The organism is uncultured Algibacter sp. (assembly GCF_947490405.1).
Classification (GTDB): domain Bacteria; phylum Bacteroidota; class Bacteroidia; order Flavobacteriales; family Flavobacteriaceae; genus Algibacter_B.
Window position 1 is genome coordinate 81,858 of the sequence record NZ_CANLGU010000008.1, and the last position, 23,239, is coordinate 105,096.

Genomic DNA, 23,239 nt, shown 5'->3' on the forward strand with positions numbered 1-23,239 from the left:
TTATAGGTTTATATTAGTATTTTTGTAATCGTTGAAAAAAAAAATACCATATGCAATTAAGATATTTATTCACTCTATTTTTAGCATGCACAATGTTAATTGTAAAAGGACAATCCACTGATAAAGATGTTCTTTTTACTGTTTCAGAAGAACCTGTTCATGCCTCAGAGTTTTTAAGGGTTTATAAAAAAAATCTTGATTTGGTTCAGGATGAATCTCAGAAAGATATAGATGAGTATTTAAAGCTATTTACAAATTATAAATTGAAGCTAAAAGAGGCTAGAAGTTTGGATTTACATGAAAAGCCATCTTACATAAGAGAGCTTACAAACTATAAAAAGCAACTGGCTAAAAATTACATTACAGATTCTAAAGTTACAGACGAACTAGTCAAAGAGGCATATGAGCGTATGTCTTATGAGGTTAATGCAAATCATATACTAATTAAATTAAATGAAAATGCAAACCCGCAAGATACTCTTGCCGCATATAATAGAATAACAAAATTGCGTGACAGAACTTTAAATGAGGGCTTTGAAATCGTTAGAGCAGAAGTGCATAATGGACAAACAGTTTTTGGTGAAAAGCTCGGTTATTTTGGAGGCTTTAAAATGGTATATAAATTTGAAAGCGCTGCTTTTAATACTGGGGTTGGCAAAGTATCAAAACCTTTTAGAACCCGTTTTGGTTACCACATTGTTAATGTATTGGATAAAAGAAAATCACGGGGTGAACGCACAGTTGCTCATATAATGGTTATTGAAAATAAGCAAGATACTCTAGCAGAAAAACCTGAAGTAAGAATTCAGGATATTTATAAAAAACTAAATCAAGGAGAGGCTTTTGAAGCTTTAGCGAAACAATTTTCGGATGATAAAAGTACATCATCAAAAGGAGGGAAAATGCAACCATTTTCTGGAGGTCAATTAAGATCTAAAGAGTTTGAAGATGTGGCTTTTAGTTTAGAAAATGAAGGTGATATTTCTAAGCCATTTAAAACTCAGTTTGGGTGGCATATTATTATGTTGCATAATAAGAATCCAGTATCTGGTTTTGAAGCTATGAAACCAGAATTGGTAGAGAAAGTTAAGCGTGATAGTCGTTCTAAGTTGATTGATGACGCCCTAATTAGTAAATTAAAAAGTAAATATGGTATTAGCGAAAACCGACCAAACTTAGATTATTTTATTTCAATTTTGAATGATGACTATTTTAAGAGAACTTGGAAATTGCCTCAAGATTTTAAAGGAAGGCAACCCCTAGTTAAAATTGATAACAAACAATATACCTATAACAACTTTGGCGTTTATTTGTCTAATACGCAACGTAATACCAGAGAAAAGGAAACTTTAGAATCCTTAGTAAGGAAAAAATATGATGCCTTTTTGAATGATAACTTAATAAAATATCAAGAAGATAACCTAGAATTTGAGAACGACGATTATGCAAATATAATTGCAGAATATAGAGATGGTTTATTGTTATTTGATTTAATGGAAAACACCATTTGGAATACAGCAAAGACAGACTCAATCTCTATAGCAGATTTTTACGAATCTAACAAAGCAAATTATATCAAGCCTAAAAGAGTTGATGCAGTTGTAGCTTCATCAGCAAAACAAAAAACGCTTAAAAAAGTATCTAAATTGTTAAGTAAAAATATGAGTATAGATCGTATAAAATCCCTTATAAATAGTAATAATCAGGTAGATGTTATTTTTACTTCTGGTATCATGGACAAAAGTAATCAAGCAATTCCAAAAGATTTTGAATTCAAAAAAGGTATTTCAAAAATATATAAGCATAATGATGCTTTTACTTTGATAAATGTTAAAGATATTTTATCTCAAGAACAAAAAACTTTCGATGAAGCTAAAGGTTTAGTAATCAGTGACTATCAAAATCACAAAGAACAAAAATGGCTTGAAGGCTTAAGTACTAAGTATCCTATTAAATTGAATAATGAAGTACTTGAAAGTATTAAAAAGGAACTAAAAAAATAGTTTGTGAGATTTAAAGAGATTTTTATTTTGTTACTATTTGTGTACTCATGTGATTTTATAAATAAATCCGATGATCGCATTCCTGTAGCTAGAGTCAATGATAATTACCTATATCAAGACGATATTCTTGGTTTAGTAGCTAAAGGGACTTCTAAGCAAGATAGTACACTATTAATTCAGAATTTTATAAATAAGTGGGCTACACAACAATTGCTTATGGATGGAGCCAAATTAAATCTGACTGAAGAAAAACAAGAAGCATTTAATAAATTAGTTGTTCAATATAAAAATGACTTATATACAAAAGCTTATTTGGAAGCACTTGTAAAAAGAAGCATAGATACTGTAGTTGCAATGAATGAAGCAAAGGCGTATTATACTAATAATAAAGAAGTCTTTAAATTAAATGAAGAACTTTTAAAGTTTCGTTACATTCATGTGGATGAAAATATTATTAATTATGATAAGATTAAAGAACGCTTTAAACGTTATGACAAAGATGATATAAAAACTTTAGATTCTATTTCTATCCAATTTAAATCGTATTCATTTAATGACTCTATATGGATCAAATTAAGTCATGTTATTAAAAAAATCCCATCGGTAAATTCTGAAAATAAAGATCAACTGTTAAAAAAATCTAATTTTGTACAACTCAAAGATTCATTAGGAGTATATTTGATGCAGATTAATGATGTTCTAGTTAGAAATGATACTGCACCACTAGAGTATGTGAAGCCAACTATAGATCAAATAGTTATAAATAGACGAAAATTAGAACTGATAAAAGAATTAGAAAAAGATATTACAAAAGATGCAATTAAAAATAAACAATTTGAAATATACGATTAACTTGAAATTACTTATAACTTTATGTATTGCATTCAGTTTTGTGAGTTTTTCTTTTGCCCAAGAAATAATAGAAGAAGAAGTTAAGGAAGCAGAAAAAAAAGTTGATTCAGTTGATTTAACTAAAGCATTAAAAGTTGATGGAGTAGCAGCTGTTGTTGGAGATTTTATTGTTTTAGAGTCGGATCTTCAGAAGGAAAAAGATCAGATTAAAGCAGCAGGAGGGTCTGTTGAGGGTATTGAAGACTGTGAATTATTTGGTTTAATGTTAGAAAGAAAACTTTATGCACATCATGCTATCCAAGATAGTATACCTGTTTCAGATTCAGAAATAAGAAAAAATGTAGATTATCAAATTCAACAGTTTCTTCAACAAACTAATGGTTCAATGGATCGTCTTTTGGAATTTTACAAAAAAGATGATGAACAAAGTTTTAGAGATGAAATGTTCGAAATTAATAAGTCTAACTTATTAGCTCAAAGAATGCAAGCTAAAATTGTTGAAGAAATTGAAATAACGCCAGAAGAAGTAAGAACATTTTTTAATAATATACCAGAAGATGAAAGGCCAACATTTGGTACAGAACTTAAAGTAGCTCAAATCATTGCTGAACCTAAAGTGTCTGCTGCAGAAAATCAAAGAGTTATTGATCGTTTAAAACAATTTAAGGCTGATATAATTGAAAGGGGAGCTAGTTTCCGTTCAAAAGCTGTTTTATATTCTCAAGATCCAGGTTCCGCAAGTAAAGGAGGTAAATATACTCTAAATAGGAAGCAACCAAGAATGGTAAAAGAATTTAGGCAAGTTGCCTTTGCTCTTCAAGTTGGAGAAGTGTCAGAACCTTTTAAAACCGATTTTGGATACCACATTATTACCTTAGAGAAAATAAGAGGACAAGAATACGATGTTGCACATATATTATTAACTCCAAAAGTTTCAACTGAAGCTGTTCTAGAAGCAAAAGAGCGTTTAGAGAATGTTAGAAAACGGATAGTTGATGGAGATATTTCTTTTGCTGATGCAGCAAGAGAAGTAAGTGATGAAAAAGAAACTAAGAATGATGGAGGTCAATTAATAAATCCAACCACACAAGATTATAACTTTGAATTAACAAGAATGGATCCTGAACTTTATGCACAGATTCAGAATTTGAAAGATGGAGAACTGAGTTTGGTTTTAAAAGAGGAAGACCGAACAGGCAAAGTAAAGTTTAAAATTTTAACTGTTACAGATCGAATTGATGAGCACAAAGCAGATTATGCTCGTGACTTTCTGAAAATTAAAGACTTAGCTTTAGAAGAGAAGAAAATAAAGGCCATTGAAAAATGGCAGCAGGAAAAAATAATAGATACCTACATTAAAATAAGTAAGGAGCATCGAAATTGTGATTTTTCTAGTAACTGGTTAAAAAATAATTAATATGTCAGATGTTGCTGCTATTGAAACGTTTGTAAAAAAGTTTAAAGATTTAAAAACTGAAGTTGCCAAAGTTATTATTGGACAAGATGAAGTAGTTACTCAAATATTGATTTCGATTTTTTCTGGCGGACATTCATTATTAATAGGTGTACCTGGTTTAGCAAAAACTTTAATGGTAAATACCATTGCTCAAGCTCTGGGCTTAGACTTCAAACGTATTCAATTTACTCCAGATTTAATGCCTAGTGATATTTTAGGAAGTGAAATATTAGATGAAGACCGACATTTTAAATTTATAAAAGGACCTATTTTTTCTAATATTATTCTAGCAGATGAGATTAATAGAACGCCTCCAAAAACTCAAGCTGCCCTATTAGAAGCGATGCAAGAACGCTCAGTTACAGTAGCAGGTCATCATTACAAATTAGACTTACCGTATTTTGTTTTAGCAACTCAAAACCCTATTGAGCAAGAAGGAACCTATCCATTACCAGAGGCCCAATTAGATAGATTTATGTTTGCTATCAATCTAGATTACCCATCATATCAAGAAGAAGTAGATGTTGTAAAGGCCACAACAAATGATGATAAGCCAGAGGTTAATGCTTTGTTTTCTGCAAATCAAATTGTTGATTTTCAACATTTAATTCGCCGTATTCCAGTAGCAGATAATGTAATTGAATATGCTGTAGCTATGGTTGGGAAAACCAGACCTAATTCTGATGCAGCTCCAGAACTTATAAAAACATATATTGATTGGGGTGCAGGCCCAAGAGCTTCTCAAAATTTAATTTTAGCTGCTAAAACTCATGCTGCAATTCATGGTAAGTTTTCTCCAGATATTGAGAATGTTCAAGCAGTAGCGCAAAGTATTCTTCGTCATAGAATTATAAAAAATTATAAAGCTGAAGCAGAAGGTATTTCAGAAGAACTGATTATTAAGAGTTTGTTTTAATGAAAATCAAAAGGTTCTTCATTCCTCTAAATTATATTTCTTTTTGGTTGGGGGTAACTTACATAGGAGCTTTGTTATAAATAATTCATTTTGAAATAGGATTTTTAACTGGTATTACGCTATTATCTATTGCAACTATATTAAAGGTTATAGCGGTAGTATATGTTATAATTATGTTGATAGTATTTTATAATAAGAAATAGTTTAGCAAATCAATAAATTTCTTTCCAAATTACTGCTAAATACGAAATGATATTAAATTATAATGGCACAATAATAATTTAGTATTTATACACTTTGTATTGTCTGATTTATTTTTAGAAAATTGCATTAATTTCGTATTTTGCGTCGCCTTTAAAAATAAGGTTTAACGCCACTTTTTTAAGTTAATTTTAAAATAGAAACTTTCATTTATGAACTACAACGATTACATCAAGGAAATCGCAGAAAGAAAAGCTTTAGGGTTGCACCCAAAGCCAATTGATGGAGCTGAATTATTAAGCGATATTATTTCGCAGATTAAAGATTCAAGCAATAAGCACAGAGAAGATTCTCTAAAGTTTTTTATTTATAATACTTTACCCGGTACAACAAAAGCTGCAGGGGTTAAGGCTAAGTTTTTAAAGGAAATTATTCTTGGTGAGTCAATAATAGAAGAAATTACACCAGAATTTGCTTTTGAGCAATTATCACATATGAAAGGTGGTCCTTCAATTGAAGTTTTACTTGATTTAGTGATTCTAAATAAAGATATTGAAATTGCTAAACAAGCAGCAGAAGTATTAAAAACACAAGTATTCCTTTATGAAGCAGATGTTGAGAGATTGGAAGAAGCATATAAAAAAGGGTGTCCCATTTCTAAAGAGTTAATTGAAAGTTATGCACAAGCAGAATTTTTTACAAAACTTCCAGACGTAGATGAAGAAATTGAAGTAGTTACTTATATTGCTGGTGTAGGAGATATTTCTACAGACCTATTATCTCCTGGAGCTGATGCGCATTCAAGATCAGACCGTGAATTACATGGTCAGTGTATTTTTGAGCACAACAAAGACATGCAAAAAGAAGTACTTGAACTGAAAGCGCAACATCCTGATAAACGTATTATGTTACTTGCAGAAAAAGGAACAATGGGTGTTGGTTCTTCTAGAATGTCTGGTGTTAATAATGTGGCATTATGGACAGGGATTTCTTCTAGCCCATATGTGCCATTTATCAATATAGCTCCAGTAATTGCAGGAACAAATGGTATTGCGCCAATTTTTTTAACCACGGTTGGTGTAACTGGAGGTATTGGTATCGATTTAAAAAACTGGGTTCAACAAAAAGATGCCGAGGGTAATACAATTGTAGATAAAGATGGTGAACCAATATTAAAACAAACATATTCTGTAGATACGGGTACTGTATTAACTATTAATACAAAAACAAAAAAATTATATAACGGAGATAAAGAATTAAAAGATATTTCAGCAGCATTAACACCACCAAAAATGGAGTTTATTAAAGCTGGTGGATCTTATGCAGTTGTTTTTGGAAAAAAATTACAAACAATAGCTTGTAAAATTTTAGGAATAGATATCCCTCAGGTATATGCACCTTCTAAAGAGGTTTCAATTGATGGACAAGGTTTAACAGCTGTTGAGAAAATTTTCAATAAGAATGCTGTAGGAACTACTCCAGGTAAAATATTACATGCTGGTTCTAATGTTAGAGTAGAAGTCAATATTGTAGGGTCACAAGATACTACAGGTTTAATGACTTCTCAAGAATTAGAAATGATGGCAGCTACTATTGTATCTCCAATTGTAGATGCAGGTTATCAATCAGGATGTCATACAGCTTCTGTATGGGACGATAAGTCCAAAGCAAACATCCCAAGGTTGATGACATTTATGAATGATTTTGGGTTAATTACTGCTCGAGACCCTAAAGGCCAATACCATGCCATGACAGATGTTATACACAAAGTATTAAATGATATTACTGTTGATGATTGGGATATTATTATTGGTGGAGATTCACATACACGTATGTCTAAAGGTGTTGCTTTTGGAGCAGATTCAGGAACAGTTGCTTTAGCATTAGCCACAGGAGAAGCTACTATGCCAATTCCAGAGTCAGTAAAAGTTACATTTAAAGGAGATATGAAGAGTTTCATGGATTTCCGTGATGTAGTACATGCAACACAACAGCAAATGCTAAAGCAGTTTGGTGGAGAAAATGTGTTCCAAGGACGAATCATAGAGGTTCATATTGGAACGTTAACTTCTGATCAGGCCTTTACATTTACAGATTGGACTGCAGAAATGAAAGCTAAAGCTTCTATTTGTATATCAGAAGAAGAGACTTTAATTGAATCTTTAGAAATTGCTAGAGACCGTATCCAAATCATGATTGATAAAGGAATGGATAACAAAAAGCAAATGTTACAAGGTTTAGTAGATAAAGCTAATAACAGAATACAAGAATTAAATTCAGGATCTAAGCCAGCATTAAAGCCAGATTCTGATGCTAAATATTATGCTGAAGTAGTTATTGATTTAGATCAAATTGCTGAACCAATGATTGCAGATCCCGATGTAAATAATGATGATGTTTCTAAACGTTATACACACGATACAATTCGTCCATTATCTTTTTATGGTGGAACTAAAAAAGTAGATTTAGGTTTTATCGGATCATGTATGATTCACAAAGGGGATATGCAGATTTTAGCTCAAATGTTAAAAAATATTGAAAATCAACAAGGTAAAGTAGAGTTTAAAGCGCCATTAGTCGTTGCACCTCCAACTTATAACATTGTTGATGAGCTCAAGGCCGAAGGAGATTGGGAAATATTACAAAAATATTCAGGATTTGAGTTTGATGATAGTGCACCTAAAGGTTTAGCGCGTACCAAGTATGAAAACATGCTATACTTAGAACGTCCAGGATGTAACCTTTGTATGGGTAACCAAGAAAAAGCAGCACCAGGTGATACTGTAATGGCAACCTCTACACGTTTATTTCAAGGAAGAGTTGTAAAAGATACAGATGGAAAAAAAGGAGAATCTTTATTGTCATCAACTCCAGTGGTAGTTTTATCAACTATTCTGGGAAGAACACCTACTATGGCAGAATACGAAGCAGCAGTTGATGGAATCGTGTTAACGAAATTTAAACCTTCACAAAAGCAGTTAGTAACAGCCTAATTTTCTGTTATATAAATTTATTTAAGCCTGAGTTTAACAACTCAGGCTTTTTTTTGACTCATTTTCATAAATATCATTAAACTTTGGATAAATAGATTTTTACTAAATCATTATAAAGTAAGTCTATTTTTTTAGGTTTTATAAGGTGACCTAATTTCGTATATTAGTAAACCTAAAATAAGCAATAGTAAAACTTAATAAATAAATCCATGGCATTTGATATTGAAATGATTAAAGGTGTTTACACCAAAATGGCTGATCGTGTAGACAAAGCACGAGAAATAGTAGGCAAACCATTAACCCTATCTGAAAAGATATTATATTCTCATCTTTGGGATGGAACGCCTACAAAAGCTTTTGCAAGAGGAAAAGACTATGTAGATTTTGCACCAGATAGAATTGCATGTCAAGATGCAACAGCTCAAATGGCATTATTACAATTTATGCAAGCTGGAAAAACAAAGGTAGCTGTTCCAACAACAGTACATTGTGATCACTTAATACAAGCCAAAGAAGGTGCTGCAACAGATTTAAAACATGCAAATAACGTAAGTAGTGAGGTTTTTAACTTCTTAGAATCTGTTTCTAATAAATACGGTATAGGTTTTTGGAAACCAGGAGCAGGTATTATTCATCAAGTAGTATTAGAAAATTACGCATTTCCTGGGGGCATGATGATTGGTACCGATTCGCATACGGTAAACGCTGGCGGATTAGGTATGGTTGCTATTGGTGTTGGTGGTGCTGATGCTGTAGATGTTATGGCAGGTATGGCTTGGGAATTGAAATTTCCTAAGCTAATAGGCGTAAGATTAACAGGTAAATTATCTGGGTGGACAGCACCAAAAGATGTTATTCTTAAAGTAGCCGAAATTCTTACTGTAAAAGGAGGAACAGGTGCAATAGTTGAATATTTCGGGCCTGGAGCAACATCAATGTCTTGTACAGGAAAAGGAACCATTTGTAATATGGGTGCTGAAATTGGAGCAACTACATCAACATTTGGGTATGATGAATCTATGGAGCGTTATTTACGCGCTACTGATAGAGAAGATGTTGCTGATGCTGCTAACCAAGTAAAAGAGCACTTAACAGCTGATGCTGAGGTTTATGCAAACCCAGAGCAATATTTCGATCAAGTTATTGATATTAATTTGTCAGAATTAGGACCATTATTAAACGGTCCATTTACTCCAGATTTATCAACAACAGTTGGTAAAGCCATGACTGAAAAAGCAACGGCTAACGAGTGGCCTTTAAAAGTAGAGTGGGGATTAATAGGGTCTTGTACAAACTCATCTTATGAAGATTTATCAAGAGCCTCATCTATAGCACAACAAGCTTTAGATAAAGGTTTGAAAATGAAGGCTGAATTAGGAATTAATCCAGGTTCAGAGCAAGTACGCTTCACAGCAGAACGTGATGGTATTCTTGGTATTTTTGAAAACCTTGATGCTAAAATATTCACCAATGCATGCGGACCATGTATCGGGCAATGGGCAAGATATTCAGACCCTAAAAACGCACCAAAAAACAGTATTGTACATTCTTTTAATAGAAACTTTGCAAAACGTGCCGATGGAAATCCAAACACACATGCCTTTGTAGCATCACCAGAATTAACAGCAGCTATTGCAGTTGCAGGTCGATTAGATTTCAATCCATTAACAGATAAGTTAATTAATGAAGACGGACAAGAAGTGATGTTTGATGAGCCAACAGGATGGGAATTACCACCAAAAGGTTTCGCTGTTGATGATAACGGATATTTAGCTCCAGAAGCAGATGGAAGTCATGTGCAAGTTTCTGTAAAAGGTGATTCAGAGCGTTTACAACTATTAACACCGTTTACGCCTCTTGGAAATTCAATTACTGGTGCCAAATTATTAATAAAAGCCTATGGCAAATGTACTACCGATCATATTTCTATGGCAGGACCTTGGTTACGTTTCAGAGGGCATCTAGATAATATTGCAAACAATACCTTAATTGGTGCAGTAAATGCCTTTGGGCAAAAAACCAACTTCGTTAAAAACCAATTAACAGGAGAGTATGGTGGAGTTCCAGATACGGCCAGAGCTTATAAAGCTGCTGGCGTTAAGTCAATTGTAGTTGGAGATCATAACTACGGGGAAGGATCTTCCAGAGAGCACGCAGCAATGCAACCCCGTCATTTAGGGGTGGCTGCGGTAATCGTAAAGTCGTTTGCACGTATCCACGAAACAAACTTGAAAAAGCAAGGCATGTTAGGTTTAACCTTTGCTAACGAAAGCGATTACGATGTAATCCAAGAGAACGATACATTTAACTTTATAGATTTAAATGAATTCGCTCCAGGAAAACAATTAACGCTAGAAGCAATTCATGAAGATGGATCAAAAGATCTTATCAAATTGAATCATACTTACAACGATTCGCAAATCGAATGGTACCAAGAAGGTTCAGCACTTAATTTAATTAAAAAGCAAAACGCTTAAATTTCAAGCACATATATTTAAAAATCCAGTCTGCAAAGGCTGGATTTTTTAGTTTATAATAATGTCACTTCGAGTGATGTCGATTTTTTAATCGGAATCTTATCGAGAAGTTGGGCGTTACCCTAAAGGGTCGGGTTTTCCGTTATATCTTTTGTTTTTTGTCATTCCTGCGAACGCAGGAATCCACAACATAGTTCTAGCCTATAATCAAAAGCATTCTCTTCATTCAAGACAAACAAAAGGATGCCACTGCAATCCCTAACGCAGGTATCCGCTAACTTTGTTTTTAAATTGAAAGTTGTTTTGTTTTGGAAAAGTTCGTTTAACGGTTTTACGGATATGCGTCGTTTTAATACTGAAACAAGTTCAGCACAGGTGACTTATATCCGACGTTAAACGAAAGTATAATTTTTTTCTGACAAAATCAAGTTATAGATTATATTGGCAAGAGCTAATTATTAAACAAATTACTCATTATCCAAAACATCAAAATCGTATTTTTGAAAAAAATTCCAAAAATGAACTCCAGACAAGATCAGCTTAAAGCGTTTGATAGATTATTAACCATTATGGACGAGTTGCGAGAGCAATGTCCGTGGGATAAAAAACAAACTATGGAAACCTTACGCCACTTAACCATAGAAGAAACTTACGAATTAGGAGATGCTATTCTAGATAAGGATTTAGAAGAAGTTAAAAAAGAATTAGGCGATGTGTTATTACATATTGTATTTTATGCTAAAATAGGAAGTGAAACCAACCATTTTGATATAGCAGATGTATGCAATTCCATTTGCGAAAAACTAATAAACAGGCACCCACATATTTATAGTGATGTAAAAGTAGAAAATGAAGACGATGTAAAACGCAATTGGGAAAACTTAAAGTTAAAAGAAGGTAAAACCAGTGTTTTAGAAGGTGTTCCAAAAAGTTTGCCTGCTTTAGTAAAAGCCAATAGAATTCAAGAAAAAGTAGCAGGTGTAGGTTTTGATTGGGAAGAATCCAATCAAGTTTGGGAAAAAGTTGAGGAAGAGTTAAACGAGTTTAAAACAGAAGTAAAATTGGGAGACCAAGATAAAATGGAAAGCGAATTTGGAGACGTTATATTCTCGATGGTTAATTATGCTAGGTTTTTAAATATTAACCCTGAAAATGCTTTAGAACGTACCAATAAAAAGTTCTCAAAACGGTTTCAATATCTTGAAGAAAAAGCAAAAACCTTGAATAAACCATTAGCACAAATGACTTTAGCAGAAATGGATGTATTTTGGGAGGAAGCAAAGCAATTAGCTAAATAATCATTAGAAAATCTCTAATTTTCTAATATCATAGAAGTTAAAAGCTATTAATCTGGTTATCATGTTTTTTAACTTAAACATTTGCCTTTAACGCTAATTTTAGGCTATATTTAATTAAAATAATAGCTATTGTTTCCAAATGCTTAGTATAAAACATAGTGTAATCACCGTTTTATTTCTTTTATTATCTAATGGGTTTTGTTGGTCTCAAAACATAGCCCCAACATTAACTGCTACTGGGAATCAGCCATATTGCCCTAATAGTCAAATAAATATTGTAACAGATTTTAATATTACAGATCCTGATGACACAGAGATAGAAGCATTGTTTATACAAATATCTACAGGTTATGTTTTAGGAGAAGATAGATTAACTTTAACAGGTTCTCACCCTAGTATACTAACATCATGGGATGCCATACAAGGAAAGTTAACACTTTTTGGGGTTGGTTCATCTTTGGTGAGTTACACAAAATTAATAGCAGCTACAAAAGCAATTGTTTTTCAAAGTACCAGTAATAATCCTATTGATAAGACTTTTTCTATAACTATCGGAGATGCCAATTATTTGCCTTCAACAGATCATTATTATGAATATGTATCTGATGTTGGTATAATATGGACAGCTGCGAGAGCTGCCGCAGAGAACAGAACATACTTTGGTTTAAAGGGGTATTTAGCAACTATAACATCAGCTGATGAAGCTCAATTAACGGGGGAGCAAGTACCAGGAGCAGGTTGGATTGGTGGTAGTGATGAGGAAACTGAAGGGATGTGGAAATGGGTTACAGGACCAGAAGCTGGAACTGTTTTTTGGAATGGGGCAATAAATGGTTCTTCTCCAAATTTTGCTTTTTGGAATACTGATGAACCTAATAATTGTTGTGGTGGGGAAAATTATGCTCATGTTACGGCACCAGGAGTTGGTATACCAGGTTCGTGGAATGATTTAACGCTTACTGGAAATGCTAGCGGTAATTTTCAGCCAAAGGGTTATGTTGTAGAGTATGGAGGAACACCAGGCGACCCTATTTTAAATATAGCAACAAGTTCAAGTATTTTTATACCTAAGATAATAGACACCCAACCTGCAGTAAGGTGTGGTAATGGAACAGTTATTCTAGAGGCAACTTCTTCATCAGGGGATGTTTTGTGGTTTGATTCTCAAACAGGAGGTATCCCTTTATTTAATGGACCTAAATATACAACTCCAACACTTAGTAATTCAAAAACATACTATGTTTTAGCATCCGTTAATGGTTGTACTGAGGGTCAGAGATCAATTGTGGAAGCAACGGTTACTCCTATACCAACTATTAATACCTTAAATGATACTGTAATTTGTGAGTCTGGTTCAGGAATGTTATCTGCAACAGCATCAGCAGGAACAATAAACTGGTATGAATTATCTTCTGGAGGCTTACCATTATCAACGGGAACAACATTCACCACGCCAATATTAAATTCGACAACTACTTATTATGTTGACGCTACTTTTAATGGGTGTACTACAGCATTCAGAGTTCCAGTTACCGCAGAGGTAGAAAAGACGCCTCTACCTAGTGGCAATTCTAATCAATTTTTTTGCGATATTAATCAAGCTACAATTTCTGATTTAATAGTTACAGGAAATAATGTACAATGGTATAGCACAAGTGAAAGCGGAGTCCCATTGAATGATACAGATTTACTAAAAACAAATACTACTTATTATGCAACACAAACAGTGAATGGCTGTGAAAGTGCAAATAGATTTTCTGTTAATGTTTTTGTATTTGAAACAGTTGCTTTACCTAATAATATACCAGACTTAAACGAATGTGATTCTTTAGTAGATAGTGATAATACCAATGGATTTACCGTATTTGATTTAACCAATAATGAAGTTGTTATTTTAAACGGGAAACAAGCATCTGATTTTACATTTTTATATTTTACAGATGCATCATACACAAACCCAATAAAGACACCTTCAAATGCTTTTGTTAATACTACTATAGATGGTCAGACAATATATGTTAGGATAGTAAACAATACAAACACGGTGTGTTTTACAGATACATCTTTTAATGTAGTGGTAAATAAATTACCTGTAATTCAGAATACTATAGTGTTTAAAAACTGTGATGAAGATGGAATGACTGACGGTTTTACAGATTTTAATTTGAATGAAGTTAATGATGTTATAACGAACAACAAAAGTTCTAACTTAATATTTTCTTATTATGTATCGTTAAATGATGCTAATACAGAAAGCAATCCAATATCTTCAATATTTAATAATCAAAATACTAGTATAATTTATACTCGTGTTGAAAATAATGAAGGCTGTTACCGTGTTTCTACTGTGAATTTAGAAACATCGACCACTTCTTTTCCTTTGGGTTATTTGGAAACATTGGTATCTTGTGATGATGATGATTTTAATGATGGGTTTTATAGTTTTGATTTGGAAACCGTTACACCATCATTCATAGGCCAGTTCCCAAGTGGTCAAAATTTAAGTGTCCATTATTTTGAAAACTTAAATGATGCTCAGTTAGAGCAAAATGAAATTCTTCAACCTAATAATTATTTCAATACTCAAGCATTTTCACAAACGATTTATGTACGTATTGAGAGTAATGATAATGGAGACTGTTTTGGTATTGGGCCTCATCTACTTTTAACAGTAAACCCAAGACCCGATTTTGAAGTAGATAATTCGGAGATATATTGTTTAGATAATAATCCAATAACTCTATCAACCTTTAATTCAGGTGGTGATAATTACACATATCAATGGAAAGATAGTAGCGGAGAGTTATTAAGTAGTTTGCCATTTGCTGAGGTTGTAGCTGGGGGTGATTACACTGTTACTGCGACATCTGATTTTGGCTGTGAGTCTTTTCCAGTCGTATTTTCAGTAATTGAGTCTGCGATAGCAGATATTGACATAGAAGATGTTAATATTGTTGAGCTGTCTGATAATAATACAATTGTAATTAATAATGAAGTAAATAATTTGGGTGTTGGTGATTATGAGTTTTCATTAAATGATATTAATGGATTTTATCAAGATTCTCCTGTTTTTTCAAATTTGCCAGCAGGTTCACATACCATTTATGTGAAAGATAAAAATGGTTGCGGTATTGAATCTTTAGAAGTTTTTATTCTAGGTTTTCCAAAATTTTTCACGCCAAATAATGATGGGGTTAATGACACTTGGAAAATAAGAGGTTTGGGTTCAGATTTCACAAATACTTCAAAAATAAATATTTATAATCGTTATGGGAAGTTACTGAAAGTAATAAATGCTAAAAATGGTACTTGGGATGGGACATTAAATGGTAGTTTATTACCTAATTCGGACTATTGGTTTGTCGCAGAACTTGTTAAAGATACGGGTTTGGTTAAAACCTATAGAGGGCATTTTAGCTTAATTAGATAAATTAAAACGATTATTATTTTAAAAGTGAATTAATATAATTCTTTAATCTTGCTTAACTTTGCTTTCCAAACGTCCAAGGCTTCTCTATGCTTTTTTATGTTGGTATGTACCTCTTTAACTAGAGGATTGTCTTCATCAACATTAGTAAAAAACTGTAAGTTGTTTTCTAATTGATTTATCTGCCCTTTAACTTCATCAATCTTTTTGCGGATAAAATTACGCTCATTATCTAAGTTTCTTGTATCATCAGGATTACTTAAAGTGTCAAGCTTATTTTGGTATTTAATCATTTCAGCTTCAGCTTTATCCACCTTTAAGTTAGTTAGTAAACCATCAATAGTTTTTTGAAACTTACCATCAATATAGCGCTTATCATTGGGTACACGCCCTAAGGTTTGCCATTCTGAAATTTGTGCTTTTATAATTTCAACCCCTTTTTCTTTATCCTTTGGCAGTTTTAAATCTTTAAGAGTATTTAGTAGTTCATTCTTCTTGGTATAAGCTTCAATTTGCTCTTTACTCGCAGCATTACGTTTGGAATGAATTCTATCAAAATAATAATTACAGGCTGCTTTGAATTGTTTCCATATTTTGTCACTGTCTTTTCTTGGAACATGACCAATTTTTTTCCAATCACTTTGGATTTTCTTCATCAATGGGGTAACGGTCTCAAAATCCTCACTGTCTTTATTGTCTTCAGCTATCTTAATTAAATCTAACTTAAGCTCTAGATTCTTGTACTGGTCTTTTTTTAGGTTTTTATAAAAAGCATTCTTCTTACGGTTGAAAGATCGAACCGCTTCTTTGAATTTAGCCCAAGTGGCTTCGTTTACTTTTATAGGGACTTTACCAGCACTAAAAAATGCTTCTCTTAGTTCTTCAATAGCTTTAATTTTCTTTTGCCACGCTCCATGTGAGTTTGTGCCTTCAGTAGCAAAATTTTCAATATTAGCAATAATCTCTTCTTTCTTTTCAAGGTTCTTTTCGTAAACCTTGTCTATTTCTTTATAGTAAACTTGTCGCTTATCGTTTATAGTTTTTGTGGCTGCTTTAAAACGTTCCCAAATTTCTTCGCGATATTCTCTTGCTACCGGTCCAAGTTCTTCTTTCCACATTTTATGAAGTTCTTGAAGTTCTCTAAATGCACGCATCGCATCATCATCTTTAGCTAGGGTTTCAGCACGTTCAATAATTAATAATTTCTTTTCTAAGTTGTGTTTAAAATCTAGATCGCGTAATTCTCTATTAATATTTAGAAAATCATAGAAACGTTCAACATGGTGATGATAACTATTCCATGCGTTATTGTATTTATCTCTGGGAATAGGTCCTGTATTTCTCCAACGCTCTTGTAATTCCTTAAAATGTTTGTAAGTCGTGTTGATGTTTTCTTCAACATTAATTAAACTTTTTAACTCTTCAATAATTTCAAGCTTATCAGTTAAATTTTGTTTTAAATTTTTTTCTAAATTTTGGTAATGTTCGTTAACTTTTTTCCGATACTCTCGGTAAGCATTTTTATATCGTTTTTGGACAGGAGACGAGTAATAGAAATCTATTTCATTACCGCCGTCATTTATAAAATCTTCTTTCTTCTCATCAACTAAAGCTTGAAACTTAGTTTTAAATTCTGCATTAATGCTATCAACATGCTGTTTTATGGCCTGTACTTTTTCATTTTTAACTAGTTTCTCCAACTCAATAGCTAAAGCTTCTAAAGACATGCTATCGTATTCTTTTACTTCAATTTTGTGGCGGTCTTTATTACCTTCATCTTCAGCATCTTCAGCATTTGATTCTTCTATTTCATTAATTACTTCATCATGTTCTTCAACAGGTTCAGAACTCTCAACAGGCGTGTCAGTGATAGTATTATCTGGTTCAGTAGATTCATCAAGAGTTTCAGCTTCATCAGTTGATGTAGCTTCAACACTTTGATTTTCGTTTAATTCTATGGAATTCTCTTTCGAACTGTTTTTTGCAGTTTCTTCTACTTTTTGAGATTTGTTAGTATCAGACATTTTTAAAAATGTTAAGGTTCGTCAAAATTACTTTCGACATTAAAGATACTAACAAGTAAAGTAATTACAAAGTACTATAAGGTTTTAATTGCCTTGAAAAAGTTTTATTTAATATTCCAGATGGACCATGCTTTTTCTGCTTGAAACTCAAGCATTCCTAACCCGTTTATTATTCTAGCTTGATTTTCCTTTCCGTGTTTTAAGAATTTTGTTTCTTCTGGGTTATATATTAAGTCGAAAAGAATATGCTTTTTACTAATACCTTCATAAGGGATGTTAGGGCAATCTTCAATATCAGGAAAAGTACCAAGAGGTGTGCAGTTGATAATGATTTGATGGTTTTTTATATCATCTTCAGTTAGTGTATCGTATGAAAATCCAATACCTACAGATAGTTTTCTTGAAACATACTTATATGTAATCCCCATCTCATCTAAAGTATAAGCTATGGCTTTACTTGCTCCTCCTGTACCTAGAATTAAAGCGTTTTTGTGATGCGATTTAATTAGAGGTTTTAATGTTTTTTTAAAACCATAACAATCTGTATTATAGCCAACTAATTTTCCTTTTTTTGTGATTTTAATCGTGTTAACGGCACCAATAGCTTTGGCTTTTTTATTAATTTTATCCAGATAAGGAATAACTTTTTCTTTATATGGAATGGTTACGTTTAATCCTTTTAAGCCTTTAGTATTTTTTATTATTGTAGGGAATAATTCTATATTTTCAATATCAAAATTATCGTAGGTTGTGTGGTTTATATTTTCAGTTTCAAACTTTTCTTTAAAATAAGCTCTTGAAAATGAATAAGATATGTTTTTACCTAGAAGACCTAGTTTATTCATGTAATTTTTCTTGTTTTTTGTCCGTACCATTCTAGTGCCAAAACTATCAAAATTCCTAATAAAATAAAACCAATTGCATAATAGGTTTCAGTATTTAAATCAGGTTTATAACGTTGATAATTTTCTATAATTTTTTTCCCTGTTGAATCAAGAAGATAGCTTCCATCTTCATTTATTTTATAAATTGTTTTTTTCCAAGGCCATACAACTCCTAAAGATCCTATTATAAATCCAATAATTGCAGATAGAGTAATACTTTTATAATGCTTTAAAATATAACTTAGAACATGAGAAAATGTTACTAAACCCGTAAGAGACCCTAATGTAAATACTACAAGAACTTTTAACATTCTTATGCGTTCAATATTTTCTATAAAGCCAAAATCTCCGCTAAAAACATCTGAAACAGTATCGTACAATGCATTAACAGAATCAACTAATAACAACACATAATTTCCGAGCAGAATAAGAATAAATGATCCTGAAAAACCTGGAAGCGTCATCCCAGAAACGCTAATAATTCCACAGAAAAACACAAACCAAAGGTTATCGTTTTCTTTTGCAGGGTTTAAAAAGCTAATACTAATACCTAAGATTATTCCCAGAGCAAGGGATGTATAAGTTTTATAATTCCAATCTTTAAAATCTTTATTTATGTAATAAATGGACCCAATAATCATCCCAAAGAACACACTCCAAACATAAAGTTCGTAATGTTGAATTAGGTAGTCTAAAATCTTTGAAACACTAAAATAGCTCACTATCATCCCAAAGAAGAGTAAGCCTAGAAATTTACCATTTATATACCTGTAAAAACTTTTGAATCTCCCATTAAAAAGGAGTTTGAAAGCTGTTCTGTTAACTTTTTTTAGTGAATAGATAAACTCTTCGTAAAAGCCAGCAACAAATGCTACAACACCGCCAGATACCCCCGGTACTTTATTAGCAGCACCCATTCCTAATCCTTTTAAGATTAGAAATAACTTATCTGTAAGTGTTCTGGTGCTTTCCATTACTATTTTTTAGAGCCAAGTCTTTCAAGAATAAAAATAGTTAAAAAGCCTAAAACCATAAGAATGGTTGCTAATAGAATGTGATTATCACCGTTAAAAGAAAAAGGCGATATGCTTTCTTGTAACAAAGGCGTTTTTATACCTTTTGAATTTGTATGCCATGACAATGTGTTTTTCCAAGGCCAAACCTTATTTAAAGACCCAAAAATAAACCCTGTTAATAAGGCCAATGTGACATTATGATAGTGTTTAAAAAGCCATTTTAAAACATGGCTAAAACTAAGTAAGCCTATTATGGCTCCTGTACCAAAAATGATGATTTTTTTTATGTCTATATCGTGAATGGCATCACTGAGCGTTTTATAAGCTCCTAAAATGATGAGAATAAATGACCCAGAAATACCTGGTAAAATCATTGCGCAAATAGCTATAGCACCAGCTATAAAAAGAAACCATGGACTATCGTTAGTTCCTAAAGATGGCAGTTTACTTATATAAAATGCAATACCTGTACCTATGATTAGGGCTATAATATTAACAAGGTTCCAATTTGTAATTTGTTTACCAACAAAATAAATACTGGCTACAATAAGACCGAAAAAGAAAGACCAAATCAAAACAGGATGATGTTCCAATAAATACTTTGCAAGTCGCATAAAGGATACAAAGCTGATAATTATACCAGTTAATAAGGCTAATAAGAAGTTGCCATTTGCTTGTTGCCAAAAAGCTTTGAAACCTTTACTAAACAAGGTCTTGAAAAGCGAACCATTTATATTACTTATAGTCGTAATCAATTCTTCATAAATACCTGAAATGAAAGCGATAGTTCCTCCTGAAACACCAGGTACAGCATCTGCTGCTCCCATAGCTAATCCTTTGAGTGAAATAATTAAGTAATCTTTAAGACTTCTTTGCATAGTGATAGATTATAGAAATCTCAAAGGTATTCATTTGACCACTAAAAAAAAATTAATACAAAAAAGAAGAAATAATTACTTGTATATTTGTTTAAGTATATTTTTTACTAATAATTCTTCAGAAATTTTTGGAAAGAGTTCATCAATAATAAACGCATAGTCCTCATCTAATTTAAAACCGTTCTTAAGGTGAAATGTTGCTTTTGCATATTCCTTTAAAGTAAAAAATAAGCCTGCTAAACGATATTCTAATTCTGCATTTTCAGGATAAAACTCTAAAGCTTGTTGGAAATTGAAAATGGCAGCTTCTAATTCGCCTAATTTAATAAGTAAATCGCCTCTAGATAGCCAAGTGTTTAACTCATAATTACCTAACTCTAGAGCCTTTTTATAGCCACGCTCAGCTTCTTCATAAAACTTTAACCTTTGGTTTATTTGTGCATAAAGTTTCCAATAAACAACATTTTCAGAATCAATGTTTATAGCTTTATTTATAAAAAATAAAGCTTTTTGACTGTCTCCTTTTTTGTTATAAAACTTCGTTATTGCAATCCAGCCTTTATCCAGTAATGGGTCTTCATGAACTGTTCTATCGTAATATTGAAGCGCTAAATCTTTGTTATCTAATTTTTCATGACAACTTCCTATTCGTAATAATGCAAAAGATGTTGGTTCGTCTAGTTTTAAAGTGATTGTATAGTTTTCTATGGCATCTTCGTAACGTTTAAGCTGTTCTAAAACCTTACCGCGCTCTAAGTAAGCACCAACAAATGTATCATCTGATATTATGGCAAAATCGAAAGATGTTAATGCTTTTTTGTAATCTTTTAAAGTAAAATATTGTTTCCCTAATTGATGCCATGCAACTTCGCAATAGGGGTTTTTGTCTAAGAATATATTTAGATATGAAATGGCATCTTCATTTTGATTTAAAAACTCAAAGCAATAAATGACATTGTATAGCGCTGAATAATCGTTCATATCAGCTTCAAGGCATTTCATAAAATACGTTTTAGCATCTTCATATTTATCAAGAAACAAATATTCCATCCCAATTAAAGAATATAAATCCACCACATCATTTGTTAATTCTAATGCTTGCTTTAGAACTTCTATGGCTTGCTCATGATTGTCTTTTTTTGAAAACACATTAGCTTTTTGAATGTATATTTCTTCATTAGTAGGGTCAATGTTGTGTAATTCGTTTAGAAGCGAATCTGCCTCAGGAAGTTTGTCTTCAAACACGTAAAGCTCTACTTTAAAGAGTCTTAAGTTAATTGAAGTGGGGTGTTGATCAAGGCCTAGTTTGATAGCTTTTTTTGCTAGGGCTATTTTACCTTGGTTTAGGTAATGGTGAATGATGTTTTCAAATTCTTCAGAATCAAAGAACAAAACATGATTTGTTTTTAACATTGATTCAAACTTGGTAAGTGGCAAATAGTTGTTGTCGTTATGACTAAACTCCATAAGCAAATTTGTCGGTTTCTTCTTGAATAAATTTAAGCTTCTAATTGCTTGTGTTTTGAAGATTAAACAAATGTTTTTAACAAAGTAATCAACACCTAAAGTGCTTTTGGAGAGAATTAACTTGTTTTAATTTGATTATCAGTAATTTGAATATGTTTTAGTGGTGCTGTATTTCATCTAAAACTTTTAATATTATGGCACAACCTTGGATAATTTCCGTTTTTGATATGGTTAGAGGTGGAGTAATTCTAACTGCTTTTGGTTCAAAAAGTAGCCAAAAAAGAATTAAACCTTTGTCTTGGCATTGAAGAACTAATGAATTTGTAATTTCTAGCGATTCCATTATTAGAGCCAACATTAAACCTTTACCTCTTATCTCTTTTATTAATGGATGTACTAAGTGCTGCCTAAAAATCTGTTCTTTTTCAAGAGTATCTTTTATTAAATCACTTTCTGTAATTTCTTTTAATGTTGCAAGGGCAGAGGCAGCAATAACTGGGTGCCCTCCAAAAGTTGTAATATGGCCAAGTTTTGGGTTATCTTGTAATAGATTCATTAATGTGCTAGATGCAGTAAATGCCCCAATAGGCATGCCACCTCCTAAACCTTTCCCAGTAACCAGTATATCTGGAGTACAATTATAATTTTCAAAACCAAAAAGTTTCCCCGTTCTCCCAATACCGGGTTGAATCTCATCTAAAATCAGAAGTGCTCCAACTTCAGAGCACTTTTTTTTAACCTTTTTTAAGTAATTGTTTAGAGGCTCTATAAATCCAGCACCACCTTGAATAGTTTCTAGAATAACACAGGCAGTTTTGTGGGTTATTAATTTTATTTGATCTTCATTATTGAAGTCAATAAATTTTACATCAGGAAGTAAAGGTCTAAATGCTTGTTTTCGTTCTTCATAACCCATAACACTCATAGCTCCCATGGTATTACCATGATATGCATTATTTGCAGCAATAATTTCGCTTCTCCCTGTAGCTCGTTTTGCTAGTTTCAGTGCGCCTTCAATAGCTTCAGTTCCAGAATTTGTTAAGTATGTTTTTTCTAGTGGTTTAGGTAAGTATTTAGCTAAAAGCTTTGTGAGTTCCACTGCAGGTTTTTGGATATATTCCCCATACACCATAACGTGCATGTATTTGTCTAATTGTATTTTTATGGCATCTATAACTTTTGGATGGTTGTGGCCTAATGGACAAGCAGAAACTCCAGCTACAAAATCAAGATATTCCTTATTGTTATTATCATAAATAAAAGAACCTTTAGCACGAGAGATTTCCATTGCTAAAGGATGAGGTGTTGTTTGAGCTTGATATTTGAAGAAGTTTACCTTCATAAATT

Annotated in this window: 14 protein-coding genes; 8 read left to right on the forward strand and 6 right to left on the reverse strand. The window is 32.3% G+C overall.

The window, feature by feature from the left end; all coding sequences use genetic code 11:
* The first annotated feature begins 50 nt into the window (after positions 1-50).
* The 8 genes from Q0772_RS15340 (at position 51) to Q0772_RS15375 (ending at position 15,626) form a co-directional block, all read left to right on the forward strand.
* Complete coding sequence (locus tag Q0772_RS15340; RefSeq protein WP_298346607.1) at positions 51-2,003, forward strand: peptidylprolyl isomerase; 1,953 nt, start codon at positions 51-53, stop codon at positions 2,001-2,003.
* 27 nt (positions 2,004-2,030) lie between these two features.
* Positions 2,031-2,855 (forward strand): peptidyl-prolyl cis-trans isomerase, encoded by an 825-nt coding sequence (locus tag Q0772_RS15345; protein WP_366105907.1) that lies wholly within the window; start codon positions 2,031-2,033, stop codon positions 2,853-2,855.
* The gene (locus Q0772_RS15350) at positions 2,839-4,272 is read left to right on the forward strand and encodes a peptidylprolyl isomerase (protein WP_366105908.1); all 1,434 of its coding nucleotides are present in this window, start codon (positions 2,839-2,841) and stop codon (positions 4,270-4,272) included. Before Q0772_RS15345 ends, Q0772_RS15350 begins: the two co-directional genes overlap by 17 nt.
* Position 4,273: 1 nt before the next feature.
* Positions 4,274-5,227: a MoxR family ATPase gene (locus tag Q0772_RS15355; protein ID WP_298346609.1), complete on the forward strand. Its 954-nt coding sequence runs from the start codon at positions 4,274-4,276 to the stop codon at positions 5,225-5,227.
* Between the two features lie 413 nt (positions 5,228-5,640).
* Positions 5,641-8,421 carry a bifunctional aconitate hydratase 2/2-methylisocitrate dehydratase gene (locus Q0772_RS15360; protein WP_298346610.1) on the forward strand — a complete coding sequence of 927 codons (2,781 nt, stop codon included), beginning with the start codon at positions 5,641-5,643 and terminating at the stop codon, positions 8,419-8,421.
* Between the two features lie 209 nt (positions 8,422-8,630).
* Positions 8,631-10,898: an aconitate hydratase gene (locus Q0772_RS15365; protein WP_298346612.1), complete on the forward strand. Its 2,268-nt coding sequence runs from the start codon at positions 8,631-8,633 to the stop codon at positions 10,896-10,898.
* Between the two features lie 518 nt (positions 10,899-11,416).
* Positions 11,417-12,196: a nucleoside triphosphate pyrophosphohydrolase gene (gene mazG / locus Q0772_RS15370; RefSeq protein ID WP_298346680.1), complete on the forward strand. Its 780-nt coding sequence runs from the start codon at positions 11,417-11,419 to the stop codon at positions 12,194-12,196.
* 139 nt (positions 12,197-12,335) lie between these two features.
* The gene (locus Q0772_RS15375) at positions 12,336-15,626 is read left to right on the forward strand and encodes a T9SS type B sorting domain-containing protein (RefSeq protein ID WP_298346614.1); all 3,291 of its coding nucleotides are present in this window, start codon (positions 12,336-12,338) and stop codon (positions 15,624-15,626) included.
* A 29-nt stretch (positions 15,627-15,655) separates the two neighbouring features.
* Here Q0772_RS15375 and Q0772_RS15380 read toward each other — a convergent pair whose 3' ends face one another.
* The 6 genes from Q0772_RS15380 to Q0772_RS15405 all read right to left on the reverse strand — a co-directional run bounded on the left by Q0772_RS15380 (position 15,656) and on the right by Q0772_RS15405 (position 23,234).
* Positions 15,656-17,647: a DUF349 domain-containing protein gene (locus tag Q0772_RS15380; protein WP_298346616.1), complete on the reverse strand. Its 1,992-nt coding sequence runs from the start codon at positions 17,645-17,647 to the stop codon at positions 15,656-15,658.
* Positions 17,648-17,751: 104 nt separating this feature from the next.
* Complete coding sequence (locus Q0772_RS15385; protein ID WP_298346618.1) at positions 17,752-18,492, reverse strand: shikimate dehydrogenase; 741 nt, start codon at positions 18,490-18,492, stop codon at positions 17,752-17,754.
* A complete protein-coding gene (locus Q0772_RS15390; RefSeq protein WP_298346620.1) occupies positions 18,489-19,505 on the reverse strand; it encodes a DUF368 domain-containing protein in 1,017 nt (338 codons plus the stop codon). Before Q0772_RS15390 ends, Q0772_RS15385 begins: the two co-directional genes overlap by 4 nt.
* 2 nt (positions 19,506-19,507) lie before the next feature.
* Entirely contained in the window at positions 19,508-20,425 is a 918-nt protein-coding gene (locus tag Q0772_RS15395) for a DUF368 domain-containing protein (protein ID WP_298346622.1), read from the reverse strand.
* Positions 20,426-20,500: 75 nt separating this feature from the next.
* Positions 20,501-21,892 carry a tetratricopeptide repeat protein gene (locus Q0772_RS15400; RefSeq protein WP_298346624.1) on the reverse strand — a complete coding sequence of 464 codons (1,392 nt, stop codon included), beginning with the start codon at positions 21,890-21,892 and terminating at the stop codon, positions 20,501-20,503.
* Positions 21,893-22,049: 157 nt separating this feature from the next.
* Entirely contained in the window at positions 22,050-23,234 is a 1,185-nt protein-coding gene (locus Q0772_RS15405; protein ID WP_298346626.1) for an aspartate aminotransferase family protein, read from the reverse strand.
* Positions 23,235-23,239: the final 5 nt, after the last annotated feature.